This is a genomic window from Mycobacterium sp. OTB74, assembly GCF_029892685.1.
Classification (GTDB): domain Bacteria; phylum Actinomycetota; class Actinomycetes; order Mycobacteriales; family Mycobacteriaceae; genus Mycobacterium.
Map to the genome: position 1 here is coordinate 428,480 of NZ_JARXVD010000003.1, position 15,905 is coordinate 444,384.

The following is a 15,905-nucleotide window of genomic DNA, read 5'->3' on the forward strand; positions in this document are numbered from 1 at the left end:
CCGGCCGGAAGTCGGCCCGGGGTGGTCCTGATTTGGTCAGTGTGGTGACAGCGTCGGCGTCACAGCAGGTCGGTGGCCGCGACGTAGCGATACCGGTGGTGCAGGCGGAAACCCATCGACTCGTACAGCGCGATCGCCGGCACGTTGTCATCGATCACCTGTACGTAGGCCTGGCCGGCGCCGTGGTTAGCAGCCCAGGCCAACAACGTGTCGGAGACGGCACGAGAGTGGCCACAGCCGCGCCGCGCCTCCAGCACGGCGACGGCCGACAGCCCTGCCCACCGAGTGCCGTCAGGCGCAGAGGTCAGCGCCACTCGGCCGACGGCGGCGTCGGCGACTGTTGCGAACGCCACGTCACCGTCGACGACGGCGGTCAGCACCTCGACAGGGACGTCACCGCCGTAGATCTGCAGCCACCGGTCATCGGGACCGGACGGTAGGACGACGTCCGGCCCACCAGACAGTTCACGCGTCAGCACCCGCGATGGCCGGACACCGGCGGCGCGCACCGGCAGGAGCCGTTCCGGCAGCGCCAACCAGGGCGGCAACCCCCGCTCGGCGTACCAGGCGGCGATGCCGGGCAAGGCGGTCAGATCAGCGGAAAAGTCCAGTGGCGCAGCAGAATTGGCCCGCATGGTCGCCCCGCCGCCGGCCCGCAACAGCCAGCCGTCCAGCCAGTGCTGCTCGGTGCCCGGCCAGGCCAGCGCGGCAGCATGCTCAACTGCTCGAATCTCGGAGTTGCGAACCGGGGCGTGCGACAACTCACGCACCGACACCACATCGGCAGGGTCGATCTCGACGTGCCCGTCCGATTTGGTGCGTACCACCACAACAGGAGTCAGCGCCTCCAGGTGGCCGACCACGTCGGTAAACGCCTCGGTTGACCCGTCGTGCAGCCGGTACCGCAGCGATACCCGGCTGCCCACCCGCCCGTTAGTGGGCATCAGTGCCCGAAGGGGTCTTCGACCTCACCCGGCATCCAGCTCAGGCCGGGCACGCCCCACTCGTTGGATTTCACCATCCGCTTGGCTGCGCGCGCGTTACGACCGATCAGGCGGTCCAGGTACAGGAACCCGTCCAGGTGGCCGGTCTCGTGCTGCAGCATCCGAGCGAACAGACCGTTGCCCTCCAGCGTGACAGGGTTGCCGTCGCCGTCCAGTCCGGTGACTCGGGCCCAGGTGGCCCGGCCGGTCGGAAAGGACTCACCCGGAACCGACAGGCAACCTTCGTCGTCGTTGTCAGGGTCGGGCATGGTCTCCGGAATTTCGGAGGTTTCCAGCACCGGGTTGACCACCGTGCCGCGGCGTCGGGTCGTCATGCCGCGGTCGTCAGCACAGTCGTAGACGAACACCCGCAAACTGACGCCAATCTGGTTGGCGGCCAACCCCACACCGTTGGCCGCGTCCATGGTGTCGTACAGGTCGGTGATCAGATCGCCGAGGTCCGCAGGTAGAGAGCCATCGGCTCCGACCGGGATCGGTGTGGTCGCGGTGTGCAGAACAGGGTCACCAACAATGCAAATCGGACGTACGGCCATGACGAGCAAGTTTAGGTCAGCCGACGCGCGGGTTACGTTCACGGTCCAAGCCCGTCTGCCGTGGTTGAATGTTCGCCGACACCACTGGAACGGTCGTAGAAGGGTCCGAGGAGCGAAATGGACGGCGCTATGGCGCGTACTGAGCAATCCGGCGACGACTCTGAGCCCTCCGACGGGTTGACCCGCCGCGAACACGACATCCTGGGATTCGAACGGCAGTGGTGGAAGTTTGCGGGCTCGAAAGAAGACGCCATCAAGGAACTGTTCTCGATGTCCGCGACGCGCTACTACCAGGTGCTAAATGCGCTAGTCGATCGGCCCGAGGCGCTGGCTGCTGACCCCATGCTGGTCAAGCGGTTGCGCCGGCAGCGCGCCAGTCGTCAGAAGGCCAAGGCGGCACGTCGGCTCGGATTCGAGATCACGTAGCGGAGGTCACTGAGTCGTTCAGTGTCATTCGAGCCGGGTGAAACGTCGGCACCGCCGACAGCCGAGCACTCGCCTCGATAAAGTGGAGAGCGATGAATCAGCGAGAGTCCTCCGGATTGCCCCTACGCGCCATGGTGATGGTGCTGCTGTTCCTGGGCGTGGTGTTCCTGCTCGTCGGGTTCCAGTCACTCAACTCGGACAACAACAGTGCTGACTCGGCGTCGTCCACCACCACAACCACAAGCGCGACGTCCGGTGCCCCGGCTACGTCGTCGGCTGCATCGGCGGCACCCTCGGCCAAGGCCGATGTGCGGGTGTACAACATCTCCCAGGTGGCGGGTGCGGCCCAGACCGTGTCCAACAAGCTGCATGACGCGCAGTGGAACGTCGTCGAGACCGACAACTTGAGCGTTGAGGGCGTGACGGCCACCACTGTGTACTACGGCGATACGCCCGGGGAGAAAGACGCAGCCGAAGCGGTGGGCAAAATTCTGAGCGTTCCGGCCGAGCCCAGAATTCCGGCGCTAAGTGACAAGCCGCCGGGGGTCATCGTGTTGGTGACCGGCTAGGCTCTCGAGCATGCCGATCTCCGCCCCGCTTCGTTTCCTCACCGCCGCCTCGGCCGTCGTTCCGATCGTGGCCGCGTGCGCGCCTCCCGGTCAGGTCGCCACGTCTGTGCCGGGCACCACGCCGGCCATCTGGATGGGTTCTGAGCACGGCCCGCACGACTCTGCGGCGCCGGAGTCCGGCCAGAGCAAAAAGGCAGGTGCGCCGGCATCCGGCGAGACGCTGGTCGCCGAACTGAAGACCCCCGAGGGTGCAACTGTCGCCAAGGCGGAATTCGTTTTCAACGGTGGCGTCGCGACGGTCACGGTGAAGACCACCGAGCCCGGCGTCCTGGCCCCCGGATTCCACGGCCTGCACATCCACTCGGTGGGCAAGTGCGAGGCGAACTCGGTGGCGCCGACCGGTGGCGCACCCGGCGACTTCAACTCGGCCGGTGGACACTTCCAGGCTCCGGGCCACAACGCGCACCCGATGAGCGGCGACCTGCCCTCGCTGCAGGTCCGCGCCGACGGCAGCGCCTCGCTGGTGGCCACCACCGACGCCTTCACCGCCGCAGATCTGTTGGGCGGCAGCAAGACTGCGCTGATCATCCACGAGAAGTCCGACAACTTCGGCAACATTCCGGCTGACCGGTACAAGCAGATCCAAGGTGATGCTCCAGGTGCGGACGAGGCTTCGTTGAACACCGGCGACTCCGGTAAGCGCGTGGCTTGCGGTGTCATCGCTGCCGGGTAGCGCCAACGCCAACACCCCACCGCGGATCGACTTCGCCGGGTCGCCGAGGCCGACCATCGGCGTCGAATGGGAATTCGCGCTCGTCGACGCCGTGACCCGGGACCTGAGCAACGAGGCTGCGGCCGTCATCGCCGAGATCGGTGAGACACCGCACGTCCATAAAGAGTTGCTGCGCAACACCATTGAGGTTGTCACCGGGGTGTGCGTCAATAGCGGCGAGGCGATGGACGACCTGCGCGCCACCCTCGGGCCGGTACGCCGGATTGTCCGCGAGCGCGGCATGGAGCTGTTCTGCGCTGGCACGCACCCGTTTGCAGAATGGTCCATGCAGAAGCTCACCGAAGGGGCGCGCTACGCCGAGTTGATCAAGCGCACCCAGTGGTGGGGGCGACAGATGCTGATCTGGGGCGTGCACGTGCATGTCGGGATCTCATCGGCGCACAAGGTGATGCCCATCATCACCTCGCTGCTCAACCAGTACCCGCACCTGCTGGCGCTGTCGGCGTCGTCGCCGTACTGGGACGGCGAGGACACCGGTTATGCCAGCAACCGGGCCATGATGTTCCAGCAGTTGCCGACCGCGGGGCTGCCGTTCCACTTCCAGAAGTGGTCGCACTTCGAGCGCTTCGTGCACGACCAGCGCAAGACCGGCATCATCGAGCACATGAACGAAATCCGTTGGGACATCAGGCCGTCGCCGCATTTGGGCACCATCGAGGTTCGGATTTTCGACGGGGTTTCCAACATCGCCGAGCTGGGCGCGCTGGTGGCGCTGACGCACTGCCTGATCGTCGACCTCGACCGTCGGCTCGATGCCGGTGAGCAGCTGCCCACCATGCCGCCGTGGCACGTGCAGGAGAACAAGTGGCGCGCAGCACGATACGGCCTGGACGCCGAGATCATCCTCGATGCTGACAGCAACGAGCGGCTGGTCACCGAGGACCTGGACGAACTGCTCAACCGGCTGGAACCCGTTGCGGCATCACTGAATTGCAGTGACGAGCTGGCCCGGGTGACCGACATCTATACGCTGGGCGGGTCGTATCAACGCCAGCGCCGGGTGGCCGAGGAGAACGATGGCGATCTACTGGAGGTCGTCGACTCATTGGTGTGTGAGCTGGAGTTGTAGCCGTGGCCGTCACACCGATGTTCCCGCTGGAGTCAGTCAGACTTCCTGGTGAGGGGCTGCCGCTGCGGATTTTCGAGCCACGCTACGGCGAGTTGGTGCGCGATTGCCTGGCCGCCGACGAGCCAGTGTTCGGGGTGGTACTGATCTCAGCGGGCCGTGAGGTCGGTGGCGGTGACTCGCGCCTTGACGTCGGCGCGTTGGCCCACATCGATACGTGTGAAGCGCAGGGTGTCGGCCGCTACCGATTGTCCTGTTCGATGACTGAGCGGATCCGAATTCTGCAGTGGCACAACGACGATCCGTATCCACGTGCCACGGTGGAGGTGTGGCCCGACGAGCCGGGGCCTGCGGTGTCGGACGCGGATGTGGAAGCGGTGGAGGACCGGATCATTGCGGTGTTCTCGCGGGTGGCGGAGGCCAGTGGCGGGCGCTTACGTAGGCGCGAGGAGATTTTCGCCGGAACGGCGAATGCCGATATGGGACAACGGTTGTACGCGTTGGCGTCGCGGTTGCCGATCGGGCCGGCTGATAAATATTCGGTGCTGGCGGCGCCGAATGCGGCGGCGCGGTTGGCCGCGTTGAATGAGGCGGTTGACGGGGTGGCTGCCTTGGTGGAGTTTCAGCTGGCGGAGGAGTGAGGACGCGGGCTCGCCTACCACCACAGCCCGAGTTACGAGACGCCGACTTTCTGACTGGCTGCAGGGACCGCGTCATTCCCCTTACCCAGGAACGGCGCGATCATCGACATCACCAGAGCGCCACCGACTGAAAGAGATCCGGACAGCACGGAAAATGCTGCCCCCGAAACTGCGAACTGCAGCGGTGACCCGGGCACTGTCAACCCGTAGACGGCCATCGACAGAATTGCGGCAAAGGTCGGCAGGTATGGCAGATGTAACCGGCGTAACGACCCCAGGACCCCTGAACTGCCTTGATCCGCTGGAGCTTGCGATGGGGCTCCAGCTGGGACCTGAAGGGTGTAATTTCGCTTTGCAAAGTAGGCGGCAAGGAGAGTTGCACCGCAGGCGAATACGGATAATCCGTAAAGCACCCAGCGCCCGGTGTTATATGGCTTGCCCAAGGTGTAGAACAACGCCAACAGCGTCGTGTACGCGATCAGCGCCTCACTGGGTATCTGTGCAGTCAATAGCTGTGCAAATCCTGCGATCGAGCCGATTGGTGGAGTGGACGCGTTCGCAGGCGTAGGACCAATCGTCGGCCCTGCCGCCGGTACCCCCTTACTTACGGAGCTCAGCGGCTGGCCGCCGGGTGTGAGGTCGCGTGCGACAGCCAGCGAGGACAAGGAAACCAGGCTCATCACGACTCCCGTCTGTATTGGCTGTACGCGTCTTGCCGGGCGGAATCGGTTCGCCGGCACACCGACGATGTTGCGCTTTTTGGGCCCTGTGGTCGCGAGTAGTCGACTACCCGAATTTCACCCGCGGTAGGTACGCCGGGACCGCCGATTTATCGAGTAGCCGACTACTCGCGAGATGTTGCCCAACGATCCCTAGCGTCGGCCGCACAACGCATCGAAACCGTCACCGCAGAGGAGGTCGATGACATGAACACAGCGCATGGTGCACATGACGATCGCCAACGCGTACAGGACCGGTTGCCCGGCTACCAGGTGGGCGATCAGATCGGCCATGGTGGCAGTAGTGTGGTGCTCGCCGGGACGCATCGCAGACTCGAGCGGCCGGTGGCGATCAAACAGATTCGGTCGCAATTCGCCACGGACCCGAACGTACGTCGCCAGTTCGCCACCGAAGCCCGATTGATCGCAAGCCTGGACCACCCACACGTGGTCTCCATATACGACTACATCGAAGACGATGATCTGTGCCTTTTGGTGATGGAGTATCTGCCCGGCGGGACGGTGGAAAAACGAATCACCACAACGGGTTTCAATACGGCAGCGGCATTGGCGGTGGCGTTGTCATGCGCGGCCGGATTGGAGGCCGCCCACCAGGCCGGCATCCTGCATCGCGACATCAAGCCGTCGAACCTGATGTTCTCGGCGTCTGGAGCGGTGAAGTTGACCGACTTCGGCATCGCGGAGGTCGTCGGCGACAAGGACGCGCACCCAACCCACCCAAGCGAGGTGTTCGGAACCCCGGCGTATATCGCTCCAGAACAAGCCCGGGGCATGGAGCTGAGCCCAGCTACCGATATCTACGCCCTGGCTACGATGCTTTACCGACTGCTTTCCGGAGACCTGCCATTCCCGTCGGCCCCAGACCCCATCGATACGTTGTTCATGCATGCCTTCGACGCTCCTCGGCCGTTGGTGGACATGGCACCTTCGGTGCCTACGCCGATTGCCGATGTCGTGATGCGTGGCCTCGCGACCGATCCTGCCGATCGGTACGGTAGCGCCGATGAGTTCGGCATCGCGCTGGCATCTGCGGCGGTTGCTCTGTGGGGACCGAATTGGCTGGGGTCCGTTGGTATCCCGGTGAACGGATCGGACTCTATCCTGGTCGCGGCCACCCGTGCCGGGAATGGGATCGCGCACACCGCGACGCTGACCCCTGCTATCTCTCCTCGACGCTGCAGAGCTTCGCGGTAACTGATACGGCGTCATGGGTGATACCGCACTCCAGGTCCGCATAAACCAACACCAGCCGGTACTGAAGCGGCGGAAGTGACTGCTGTCGACAGCGGTCAGGGCAACTTCCCGTCGACGAACTCACTGCCTACCTCTGGCACCTTGGTGTCGAATTCGGGCTTGTAGCGGGCGGCCAGGTCGGCCGAGCTCTCGACTGACACCTGCCAGCCGTGGCGGGTCAGCCAGTCGGCGACATCCTCGCGCGGCTCGATGTAGAACAGGTCGCTGACGTCGGACAACTGCTGGCCGCTATGGGCGGCCTCGGCGCGGATCGCCTCCATGCGCTCGCGGCGAATGCGCTGGTTCTCCTCGCTGAAGTACTCCGTGCCGAAACCTTCCACTGCGACCCGGCTGCCGGGTGCGCTCAGTTCGTGCACTCGCTCGAACAACAAATCCTGAGCAGCGGCCGGCAGGTAGGGCAGCAGGCCCTCCGCCAGCCACGCGGTCGGCGTACAAACATCGAAACCGGCCTGACGCAACGCCTCCGGCCAGTCTTGGCGCAGGTCCATCGGCACCGAGACATGACGCGCCACCGGCTCAGCGCCGCGAGCGGCCAACGTTTCTTCCTTGAACGCCAGCACCTTTGGCTGGTCGATCTCGAACACCGTGGTGCCATCGGGCCACGGCAGTCGCCAGGCGCGAGCATCCAGGCCGGCCGCCAAGATCACCACCTGGCGGATGCCCTGCGCGCAGGCTGAAGCGAAGAGCTCGTCGAACCACTTGGTGCGAAGCGCTGCATACGCTCGCACCATTTGGAGGCGCTCGGCCTGCCGTGGGCCGGGCTCGGCATCGGAGAACGGCGACGACCAGCCCTGCGCGATTGCCGCGTCGAGGAACATCTGCGCAAAGGGATCGTCGAACAACGGGTTCTCCGAAGCGGATTCGGCCGCCCGGGCCGATGCCACGCCCAGCGCGGTGGCGCCCACGCTCTCGGTGATGTCCCAGGAATCGTCGTCAGTTCTGGCCATCTTCTTCCATCTCGTTTCGGATCAACAGATCGTCGCGGTAACTGTGCTCACGGTAGGCCAGTTGGCCGACCCGATTGGCCACAACCGGCGCGGTGATCAAGGTGAACAGGCCGGTCAGGATCAACATGCCGACGTCGGCTTGGCCGCGCAGCCGCAGGCCGGCGCCGATCAGCACAAGCAACAGTCCCAGGGTCTGCGGCTTGGTGGCGGCGTGCATCCGCGACAGCGTGTCCGGGAAGCGCACCACACCGATTGCCGCGGTCAGCGCCAGCAGGGCGCCCGCGAGCACCAAAACCCCTGCGGTGACATCGAACACGTTCATTGCGGCGGCTCCTGGTCGGTGTCGCGGACCCGGAACCGGGCCACACTGACCGAGCCGACGAAACTGATCAGAGCCAACGCCGTGATGCCATAGGTGGCGGTGGTGTCCAGGCTGTAAGCGGCCCACGTGCCGATGCTGCACATGGTCACCGCGACAAAGGTGTCGAGTGCGACCAGACGGTCCAGGGTGTTGGGGCCGGCCAGCAGTCGGAACATCGTGATGGCCGCGGCGGCGCTCAACATGACCGCGGCGATGATCCACACGGTATTCATGCGCGATCCGCCTTCGCCACTCGTTGGCCAATCACGCGCCCTCCTGATATTCAGCAGGCGCCCAATGCGATTCCCGTTCGAACGAGGCGATCATCAACCGCTCCACCTCCTCGACCTGGTGATAGAAGCGCTGCAGAGCACGGTCAGTCCCGACGTCGAGCACGTGCACATAGATCAGGCGGCGAGCCTGATCGATCTCCAGCACTATGGATCCGGGGATCAGATTGATGACGTTGACCGCCATCGCGAGCACCAGATCGGACTTCAGCGTCAGCTGGGCCCGCAGCACTGCAGTAAGTGGCGGCGGGCCGGGTTTGATTGCCAGCCAAGCCACTTGGATCGATGACTGCACCAGGTAATAGCCGACCTGCACCACCAGTCGCAGCACCGACAGCGGGTGCACCAGGCCCTGCACCGGAACCGCGGGCAGCGGGAGCAGCACCGTGATGAGCAAAGCCAGGGCCAGGCCGTCGAGGATGTTGGCAGCTGAGGCGTCGCCCCACAGCAGGACCCACACCACTGCCAACCAGCAGATCAGCCCGACCCGAGCCAGATGTTGTCTCATGGCGTCAGCACCGCCGAAATGTATTGGCTGCGATCGAGGATTTGGTCGGCGGCGTGCTCGGCGAACCCGAAGATGGGCCCGGCGAGCACCGTCAGCGCCAGGCCGACTGCGATGAGCAGGCCGGTGGGGGCGAGCATGCTGACCGGCATGCGGCCGACGTCCACCCGCTCATCGACCGCAACGTCACGTGCCGGTTCCAACAGCACGGCCGGTGCGGCCTCGGCCAGCATGCCCTCTGGCGCGTCGGCGCGAGCCCGCCAGAAAGCCAACGTCCACACCCGGGCCATCACATACAGCGTCAGCAGACTGGTGACGACGCTGCCGGCGACCAGCATCCAGGCCAAGAACGAGCCTTCGGCGGCACCGGCCTGCAACAGTGCAACCTTGCCGATGAACCCCGAGAACGGCGGAATGCCACCGAGATTCAGCGCCGGGATGATGAACAGGAAGGCCAGGAGCGGGCTGGCAGCGGCGAGCCCGCCCAGCCGCTGCAGCGACGATGACCCGGCCTGGCGCTCGATCAAGCCGACCACCAGGAACAACGTCGTCTGGACCACGATGTGGTGGGCGACGTAGAAGATGGCACCTGCCATGCCGAGTCGGCTGGACACCGCGATACCGAACACCAGGTAGCCGATGTGACTGACCAACGTGAAGGACAACAATCGCTTGATCTCGTTCTGCGCCATCGCGCCGAGAATGCCGACCAGCATGGTCAGCAGCGCCGCAACCAGCAGCACATCGTCCAGCGCGCCGCCGGGGAACAACAGGGTGTGGGCGCGGATGATCGCGTACACACCGACTTTGGTGAGCAGGCCGGCGAACACAGCGGTCACCGGTGCCGGCGCAGTGGGGTAAGAGTCGGGCAGCCACGCTGACAGCGGGAACACCGCGGCTTTGATGCCGAACGCCACCACCAGCACCGAGAACAGCGCGGCCCGGGTGCCAGGGGTGATGCCGTCAAGGCGTACCGCCAATTCGGCAAGGTTCAGGGTGCCGGTGGCGGCGTAGGTCAGCGCGATCCCGATAAGGAAGATCACCGACGACACCATGGACACCATGACGTAGCCGATTCCGGCCCTTACCCTTTCCTCGCTGGCGCCGATGGTGAGCAGCACGAAGCTGGCGGCCAGCAGTACCTCGAACCCGACGAACAGGTTGAACAGGTCGCCGGCGAGGAACGCGATGCACACACCCGCCGACAACACCAGATACGTTGGCAGGAATATCGACACCGGTTGGTCGTCACCGCCGTCGCGAACGCCCTGGCCGATGGCGTACCAGACCACCGCAAGCAGCACTATCGCCGACACCACGAGCATCAGTGCCGAAAGCCGGTCCACCACAAGGGTTATTCCGAGTGGGCCCATCCCGGATTCGGTCTGGCCCCAACCGCCGACATGTACCGCGATGGTGCCGTCATGGTCGGCGAGGTAGACCAGCGCTGCGCACACACCGACCACGGCGATCAACGCGAGCAGCGTGATGGCGCGCTGCAGTCGGGGTCTCCGTCCGGCGAACAGCGTTGCGGCAGCGGCGAGTATCGGGATCAGCGCGGGCAGCGGCGTGAGCGCCGCGGCGGCTGTCACGCCGGCTCCGGGCGAGCGGAGCGACGGGAGGAATCATCGTCGGGCAAGGCATCGAGTTCGGCCGGTGCATCGGGTGCAGAACCACCGGGCTTCGGTGTGGGCCTGTCCTCGTCGACTGCGGGGGTGTCAGTCGACGACAACTGCACCAGGCGGGTGTCCTCGGGGTCGTTACCGACGTCCTCTGCGGTGGTCAACCGGTAGGCGCGATAGATCAGGGCCAGCACGAAGGCTGCGATGCCCATGGTGATCACGATTGAGGTCAGCACCATGGCCTGCGCCAGCGGATCCGCGACACCTTCCTGGCCGTGGCTGGTGCGACCGTGCACCGGTGGATTACCCGCACTGCCACTGATGACCAGGATCAGCAGGTTCACGCCGTTGCCGATCAACAGCAGGCCCAACAACATTCGGGTCAGATTGCGTTCCAGCAGCAGGTACACCCCGGTGCTGGTGAGCCCGCCGATCAGCATCAGCGGCACGAGATAGGTGGTCATCGCGGCGCCGCCTCGGATTTGGTGGACAGTTCTTCGTCAACTTTGGCGCCGAGGCTGCGAAGTACGTCGAGCACCAGGCCCACCACGATGAGGTACACGCCCAGGTCGAAGAACAGCGCCGTCACCACCTTCACCGAACCCAGTACCGGCAGCGTGAATTTCACCACCGCGCTGGACAGTACCGGCGCACCCAGCAGCAGCGAGCCGACGGCGGTGCCGGCCGACAGGGTCAGTCCGGCACCCAGAATCTTTCCGGCATCCAGCGGAAGCGTCTCGCCCAACTCGTATCGGCCACCGGCCAGGTAGCGCAGCACCAGGGCCAACCCGGCCGTCAGGCCACCGGCGAAGCCGCCGCCGGGGGTGTTGTGTCCGGCGAAGAAGAAGTACACCGACAGCACCATGATGAGCGGGAAGATCATCCGGGTGGCGACCTCCAGCACCAGTGACCGATTACGGGGATCGCGAAGTTCGCTGCCGCGCAGCCAGGTCACATCCGGGGTTGGTCGCAGGTCCTTGGGAACACGCGGCGCCGATCCGAACCGCCTGTGCCGGAACACCATTGAGGCCACGCCGGTGGCTGCGACCAGCAGCACGGAGATTTCACCGAGGGTGTCCCAGGCCCGGATGTCGACCAGTAGCACGTTGACGGTGTTGGCTCCGTGGCCGTTGTAGTAGGCCGCGTCGGGCAGCAGTTCGGCCAACGGTCGGGTGTTGCGCGCGGCCATTGCATAGATCGCCAGCGCGGTGACCGCCACTCCCACCGCGATTGCCAATGCCGCCCGGGGGAGGCGGTTGCGCTTCATGTCTGCGTGGCCCGCCTCGGCGGGCAGCGTCCGCAGCACCAGCAGGAAGATCACCAAAGTCAGTGTCTCGACCAGGAATTGGGTGAGCGCCAGGTCTGGTGCGCCGTGGAAGACGAAGAATGCACCGCAGCCGTATCCGGTCACGCCGACGACCAGGACCGCGGCCAGTCGGTTGCGCAGCACTGTCGAACTCACTGCCGCGGTCAGGATGATCAGGCCGACGACGACTTCCAACGGTGAGTGCAACCAACGCAATTCGGGCCGGTCCCGGGTGCCCAGGGCCAGGGCGGCGGTCGGCAGCAGAATCAGGGTGGACAGGATCATCGACTGGGTAGCCGGGATCGAACCGCGCTGGGTAAACGCCGTCAGCCTGATGGCGAAGCGGTCCGCGCCGCGGATCACCGCGTCATAGATGCGGTCGGCGTTGCCGAGCGGTAGATACGGCACGCGGAAGTGCTGCAACTGGTGCCTGGCGCCGAAAGCTGTTGCGCCGGTGGCCAGCACCACTGCCGACAACACCAGTGGCAGGTTGACGCCGTGCCACAGCGCCAGGTGATAACCCGTCGAGCCGGGCATGGTCGCGGTGTAGTTGGCAATGGCATGGTCCAGCGGTGTCGGTACCACGCCGAAACCCAGTCCGGTCACGGCCAGGATGCCCGGGGACAGCAGGAACCCGACGCTGGGGCGGTGCATCTCGGTGACCCGGGTACTGGGTTCTGCGCGGCCTTTGCGGGCGAACGCGCCGTGCAGGAACCGCAGGCTGTAGATGGTGGTGAACACCGAGCCGAACGCCACCGCACCTAACACGTAGGGTCCGGCAGAACCCAAAGTCTGGCTGTGCCACAGGGTTTCGAAATCAGCCTCCTTGGCGACGAACCCGAGGAACGGCGGCAGTGCAGCCATGCTGGCGGTGGCCGCCACCGCGATGGCAAGCAGCACCGGGCTGCGCTGACCCAACCATGCCAGCTTGCGGATATCGCGGGTGCCGGTGGTGTGGTCGATGACCCCGACCACCATGAACAAGGCCGCCTTGAACATGGCGTGCGCGCACAGCATGGCCAACCCGGCCAGCATCAGGTCACCGCCACCGGCACCGACCAGCACGGTGATCAACCCCAGCTGGCTGACCGTGCCGAACGCCAGGATCAGCTTGAGGTCGTATTCGCGCACCGCCCGCCAGCCCGCCAGAAGCAGGGTGGCCAGGCCCAGAATCACCACCGTCGGGCGCCACGGTGGGTGATCGGCGAACCCGGGTGTCATCCGGGCGATCAGATACACGCCGGCTTTGACCATGGCCGCGGCGTGCAGGTAGGCGCTGACCGGTGTGGGCGCGGCCATGGCGCCGGGCAGCCAGAAATGCAGCGGCACGATGGCTGATTTCGACAGCGCGCCGACCAGGACCAGCCCCGCGGCGACTGCGCTCACGGTCCCCGACGGTGGGGCTGCGACGAGTTCGGAGAGCCGGTAGGTGCCCGTCAACGTGCCCAGCATGATGATCCCGACCAGCATGGCCAGCCCGCCCGCGGTGGTGACCAGCAGCGCCTGGGTGGCTGCGCGGCGGCTGGCGGCGCGCTCGGCGTAGTGACCTACCAACAGGAACGACAGGACGGTGGTCAGCTCCCAGAACAGGTACAGCAGCAGAGTGTTGTCGCTGCACACCAACCCGAACATGGCGCCGGAGAACGCCACCAGTTCGGCGGCGAAGCTGGGCAGCCGCTTCTCGGTGTGACTGCGCACGTGAGGAGCAATTGGGCTCGGGTCGTGGTGTTCGAAATAACTGGCGCAGTAGAGCAGCACCAGCGCACCGACACCCAGCACCAGCGCGCCCATGAGCGCCGACAGCGCGTCCAGCCGAAGCGTGATGTCCATGGACAGCTGCGGCAGCCAGTGCACATTCATGGTCCGCTCGCCGGCTCCCGGCCAGTTCTGGACCAGCCAGACCAGCGATCCGGCCGGCACCAGGGCCAGGGGATAGAACGCCCGTCGTCCCCAGCGTTGTACCAGTAAAGGTGCGACCGCGGTGGCAACCGCATGCGCGTAGAGAACGGTGAGCATGGCCTCTCTGGTTCGGTGTCGAGTTCCGGTGTCAGGGATGGTCCTGAGCCAGCTTACGGGCCGCGTCACGAACCGGACGGTAACGGTTCGCGCAGGCCACAGGCCCGCCGCCGGAGTAATGCCGCCGGGACTTCTACACTTTTGACTTATGGTGACGAACGCGACGTGGCGCCGATGAGTCTGCCGGGAATCGGATCGGTGTCGTTGTCGGGGTTCGCACATCCGTGGATGCTGCTGACTGCTTTGCTGCCAGTGGCACTGATTGCCCTGTACCTCGTCGCGCAGCGACGGCGCAGTGACCGCTTGCGCAGGTACGCCGGTGACCAGCCGCGGGCCGATGTGGTTCCGTCGCAGCCCTCGCGCTGGCGGCATCTGCCGGTCGTGTTCTCGGTGTTGGCGCTGTTGCTGCTCACCGTGGCCCTGGCGGCCCCTACCCACGAGATCAAGACCCCGCGCAACCGTGCGGTGATCATGCTCGTCATCGACGTGTCGCGGTCTATGGAGGCCGATGACATCCCGCCGACGCGGCTGGCCGCTGCGCAGAAGGCGGCTAAGGACTTCGCCAACAAGCTGACGCCCGGGGTGAACCTGGGCCTGGTGGCGTTTTCCGGGAACACCAATCTGTTGGTCTCGCCGACCCCGGACCATCAGACGACGATTACCGCGCTGGACCACCTGACGGTCGATGACGGCACCGCGACCGGCGACGGCATCTTCGCAGCCCTGCGCGCCATCAGCACTCTCAACGAGATGCTGGGCAGCGGCAACACCGAAAAGCCGGCGTCGCGCATCGTGCTGTTGTCCGACGGCGCCGAGAACCGCCCGAGCAATCCGGACAGCCCGCACGGCGCCTACACCGCGGCACGCAGTGCCAGGGAAGCGGGAACACCGATTTCGACCATCTCGTTCGGCACCAAGAACGGGACGGTGAAGGTCGACAATCAGCCGGTGAAGGTACCGGTGGATGAGAAAACGTTGAAGCGGGTCGCCGAGCTCTCCGGCGGGCAGATGTACTCCGCAACGGACCTGGACCAGCTGACCAAGAGCTACGACGCCATCCAGCAGCAGATCGGCTACGAGATCATCCGCGGCCCCGGCGGCACCGCATGGTTGCGCATGGGTGTGCTGGCGCTGAGCATGGCCGTGATTTCGGGTCTGGCCATCAACCGGCGGCTACCGACCTGATTGGTCTCTGACGGGCTTGGGCGGCAATGCGATTGAGCATGGACCAGACCGCGACGCGGTGCCCGCGGCTCCCGATGACCAGGGTGCGGTAGATGCGCCCCTTGACTCCGGGGAAGACGGCCCAGGTCTGGGCGTGCACCCGGGTGCCGAGCGTGACGTCACCGTCACGCACCTCATCGAGGATGAACACCAACCGGTAGGCGGCGAACCAATGCCGGCCTCTCAGAGCTAGCTGTACTCGGCGGTCAGGTTGGTGACAGTCGGCTGATCGGAGGTTGGTCTCCGATGGCTGAGTGGCGGCGTTGATTGTTGTAGTACTCGAGCCAGGGAGCAAGGGCGGCGCTGCGTGCGTCGTTGGTGGTGAACATCTGGCGGTAGGCCCACTCGGTTTGCAGGGTGCGATTGAAGCGTTCCACCTTGCCGTTCTGCCATGGACAGTGCGGCTTGATGAAAATGTGTTTGGCACCGATGGCGGTGATGATGGCTGCGACGTCGTTGGAACGTCGGTAGCTGAAGTGGTTGTCGGTGATGACGCGTTCGATGGTGATGCCATGGTTGGTGAAGTACTGCGCTGCGCGGGCCAGGAAGGCGCCGCAGGTGGCGCCCTTCTCGTCGGGCAGGATCTCGGTGTAGGCCAGCCGGGAATG

19 protein-coding genes are annotated in these 15,905 nt (G+C 65.3%); 7 read left to right on the top strand and 12 right to left on the bottom strand.

Features of this window, described 5'->3' with window-relative positions; all coding sequences use genetic code 11:
* Window positions 1-59 precede the first annotated feature (59 nt).
* Complete coding sequence (locus M2432_RS07595) at window positions 60-944, bottom strand: GNAT family N-acetyltransferase (protein ID WP_280826136.1); 885 nt, start codon at window positions 942-944, stop codon at window positions 60-62.
* Complete coding sequence (locus M2432_RS07600) at window positions 944-1,537, bottom strand: peptide deformylase (protein WP_280826137.1); 594 nt, start codon at window positions 1,535-1,537, stop codon at window positions 944-946. The genes M2432_RS07595 and M2432_RS07600 overlap by 1 nt, the downstream gene beginning before the upstream one ends.
* Window positions 1,538-1,654: 117 nt before the next feature.
* On the opposite strand from M2432_RS07600, the gene M2432_RS07605 reads away from it, so the two are divergent.
* The 5 genes from M2432_RS07605 to M2432_RS07625 all read left to right on the top strand — a co-directional run bounded on the left by M2432_RS07605 (window position 1,655) and on the right by M2432_RS07625 (window position 5,032).
* Window positions 1,655-1,963, top strand: coding sequence for a DUF3263 domain-containing protein (locus M2432_RS07605; RefSeq protein ID WP_280826138.1), 309 nt, complete (start codon window positions 1,655-1,657; stop codon window positions 1,961-1,963).
* A 92-nt stretch (window positions 1,964-2,055) separates the two neighbouring features.
* Entirely contained in the window at window positions 2,056-2,532 is a 477-nt protein-coding gene (locus M2432_RS07610; protein WP_280826139.1) for a LytR C-terminal domain-containing protein, read from the top strand.
* 10 nt (window positions 2,533-2,542) lie between these two features.
* Window positions 2,543-3,265: a superoxide dismutase family protein gene (locus M2432_RS07615; protein ID WP_280826140.1), complete on the top strand. Its 723-nt coding sequence runs from the start codon at window positions 2,543-2,545 to the stop codon at window positions 3,263-3,265.
* A complete protein-coding gene (locus tag M2432_RS07620; protein ID WP_280826195.1) occupies window positions 3,255-4,394 on the top strand; it encodes a glutamate--cysteine ligase in 1,140 nt (379 codons plus the stop codon). Before M2432_RS07615 ends, M2432_RS07620 begins: the two co-directional genes overlap by 11 nt.
* 2 nt (window positions 4,395-4,396) lie before the next feature.
* The gene (locus tag M2432_RS07625) at window positions 4,397-5,032 is read left to right on the top strand and encodes an LON peptidase substrate-binding domain-containing protein (protein ID WP_280826141.1); all 636 of its coding nucleotides are present in this window, start codon (window positions 4,397-4,399) and stop codon (window positions 5,030-5,032) included.
* A 32-nt stretch (window positions 5,033-5,064) separates the two neighbouring features.
* Here the strand turns inward: M2432_RS07625 and M2432_RS07630 are convergent, their stop codons facing one another.
* Window positions 5,065-5,541 carry a hypothetical protein gene (locus M2432_RS07630; protein WP_280826142.1) on the bottom strand — a complete coding sequence of 159 codons (477 nt, stop codon included), beginning with the start codon at window positions 5,539-5,541 and terminating at the stop codon, window positions 5,065-5,067.
* A gap of 417 nt (window positions 5,542-5,958) precedes the next feature.
* Between M2432_RS07630 and M2432_RS07635 the strand changes: the two genes are divergently transcribed.
* Window positions 5,959-6,966, top strand: a complete 1,008-nt coding sequence (locus M2432_RS07635) for a serine/threonine-protein kinase (protein ID WP_280826143.1) — start codon at window positions 5,959-5,961, stop codon at window positions 6,964-6,966.
* A 95-nt stretch (window positions 6,967-7,061) separates the two neighbouring features.
* Here the strand turns inward: M2432_RS07635 and M2432_RS07640 are convergent, their stop codons facing one another.
* Genes M2432_RS07640 through M2432_RS07670 form a run of 7 tightly spaced genes read right to left on the bottom strand, consistent with a single transcriptional unit; the run spans window position 7,062 to window position 14,073 of the window.
* The gene (locus M2432_RS07640; protein ID WP_280826144.1) at window positions 7,062-7,973 is read right to left on the bottom strand and encodes a class I SAM-dependent methyltransferase; all 912 of its coding nucleotides are present in this window, start codon (window positions 7,971-7,973) and stop codon (window positions 7,062-7,064) included.
* Entirely contained in the window at window positions 7,960-8,295 is a 336-nt protein-coding gene (gene mnhG, locus M2432_RS07645) for a monovalent cation/H(+) antiporter subunit G (RefSeq protein ID WP_280826145.1), read from the bottom strand. The genes M2432_RS07640 and mnhG overlap by 14 nt, the downstream gene beginning before the upstream one ends.
* A complete protein-coding gene (locus M2432_RS07650) occupies window positions 8,292-8,567 on the bottom strand; it encodes a monovalent cation/H+ antiporter complex subunit F (RefSeq protein WP_280826146.1) in 276 nt (91 codons plus the stop codon). Before M2432_RS07650 ends, mnhG begins: the two co-directional genes overlap by 4 nt.
* Before the next feature lie 31 nt (window positions 8,568-8,598).
* Window positions 8,599-9,132 (bottom strand): Na+/H+ antiporter subunit E, encoded by a 534-nt coding sequence (locus M2432_RS07655; RefSeq protein WP_280826147.1) that lies wholly within the window; start codon window positions 9,130-9,132, stop codon window positions 8,599-8,601.
* Window positions 9,129-10,721: a Na+/H+ antiporter subunit D gene (locus M2432_RS07660; protein ID WP_280826148.1), complete on the bottom strand. Its 1,593-nt coding sequence runs from the start codon at window positions 10,719-10,721 to the stop codon at window positions 9,129-9,131. The genes M2432_RS07655 and M2432_RS07660 overlap by 4 nt, the downstream gene beginning before the upstream one ends.
* Complete coding sequence (locus M2432_RS07665) at window positions 10,718-11,215, bottom strand: Na(+)/H(+) antiporter subunit C (RefSeq protein ID WP_280826149.1); 498 nt, start codon at window positions 11,213-11,215, stop codon at window positions 10,718-10,720. The genes M2432_RS07660 and M2432_RS07665 overlap by 4 nt, the downstream gene beginning before the upstream one ends.
* The gene (locus tag M2432_RS07670) at window positions 11,212-14,073 is read right to left on the bottom strand and encodes a Na+/H+ antiporter subunit A (RefSeq protein ID WP_280826196.1); all 2,862 of its coding nucleotides are present in this window, start codon (window positions 14,071-14,073) and stop codon (window positions 11,212-11,214) included. Before M2432_RS07670 ends, M2432_RS07665 begins: the two co-directional genes overlap by 4 nt.
* 174 nt (window positions 14,074-14,247) lie before the next feature.
* On the opposite strand from M2432_RS07670, the gene M2432_RS07675 reads away from it, so the two are divergent.
* A complete protein-coding gene (locus M2432_RS07675) occupies window positions 14,248-15,258 on the top strand; it encodes a VWA domain-containing protein (RefSeq protein WP_280826150.1) in 1,011 nt (336 codons plus the stop codon).
* On the opposite strand, the gene M2432_RS07680 is transcribed toward M2432_RS07675, so the two are convergent.
* Window positions 15,236-15,448: a hypothetical protein gene (locus M2432_RS07680; protein ID WP_280826151.1), complete on the bottom strand. Its 213-nt coding sequence runs from the start codon at window positions 15,446-15,448 to the stop codon at window positions 15,236-15,238. The two genes, M2432_RS07675 and M2432_RS07680, sit on opposite strands and share 23 nt — an antisense overlap.
* A 55-nt stretch (window positions 15,449-15,503) precedes the next feature.
* Window positions 15,504-15,905, bottom strand: a 402-nt coding sequence (locus tag M2432_RS07685) for an integrase core domain-containing protein (protein WP_280826152.1), incomplete at its 5' end; no start/stop codon positions are given.

Coding starts and splice junctions, on each gene's coding strand:
- M2432_RS07595 (WP_280826136.1), bottom strand. CDS start 944: ATGCCCACTAACGGGCGGGTGGGCAGCCGGGTATCGCTGCGGTACCGG.
- M2432_RS07600 (WP_280826137.1), bottom strand. CDS start 1,537: ATGGCCGTACGTCCGATTTGCATTGTTGGTGACCCTGTTCTGCACACC.
- M2432_RS07605 (WP_280826138.1), top strand. CDS start 1,655: ATGGACGGCGCTATGGCGCGTACTGAGCAATCCGGCGACGACTCTGAG.
- M2432_RS07610 (WP_280826139.1), top strand. CDS start 2,056: ATGAATCAGCGAGAGTCCTCCGGATTGCCCCTACGCGCCATGGTGATG.
- M2432_RS07615 (WP_280826140.1), top strand. CDS start 2,543: ATGCCGATCTCCGCCCCGCTTCGTTTCCTCACCGCCGCCTCGGCCGTC.
- M2432_RS07635 (WP_280826143.1), top strand. CDS start 5,959: ATGAACACAGCGCATGGTGCACATGACGATCGCCAACGCGTACAGGAC.
- M2432_RS07640 (WP_280826144.1), bottom strand. CDS start 7,973: ATGGCCAGAACTGACGACGATTCCTGGGACATCACCGAGAGCGTGGGC.
- mnhG (WP_280826145.1), bottom strand. CDS start 8,295: ATGAACGTGTTCGATGTCACCGCAGGGGTTTTGGTGCTCGCGGGCGCC.
- M2432_RS07650 (WP_280826146.1), bottom strand. CDS start 8,567: ATGAATACCGTGTGGATCATCGCCGCGGTCATGTTGAGCGCCGCCGCG.
- M2432_RS07655 (WP_280826147.1), bottom strand. CDS start 9,132: ATGAGACAACATCTGGCTCGGGTCGGGCTGATCTGCTGGTTGGCAGTG.
- M2432_RS07665 (WP_280826149.1), bottom strand. CDS start 11,215: ATGACCACCTATCTCGTGCCGCTGATGCTGATCGGCGGGCTCACCAGC.
- M2432_RS07670 (WP_280826196.1), bottom strand. CDS start 14,073: ATGCTCACCGTTCTCTACGCGCATGCGGTTGCCACCGCGGTCGCACCT.
- M2432_RS07675 (WP_280826150.1), top strand. CDS start 14,248: ATGAGTCTGCCGGGAATCGGATCGGTGTCGTTGTCGGGGTTCGCACAT.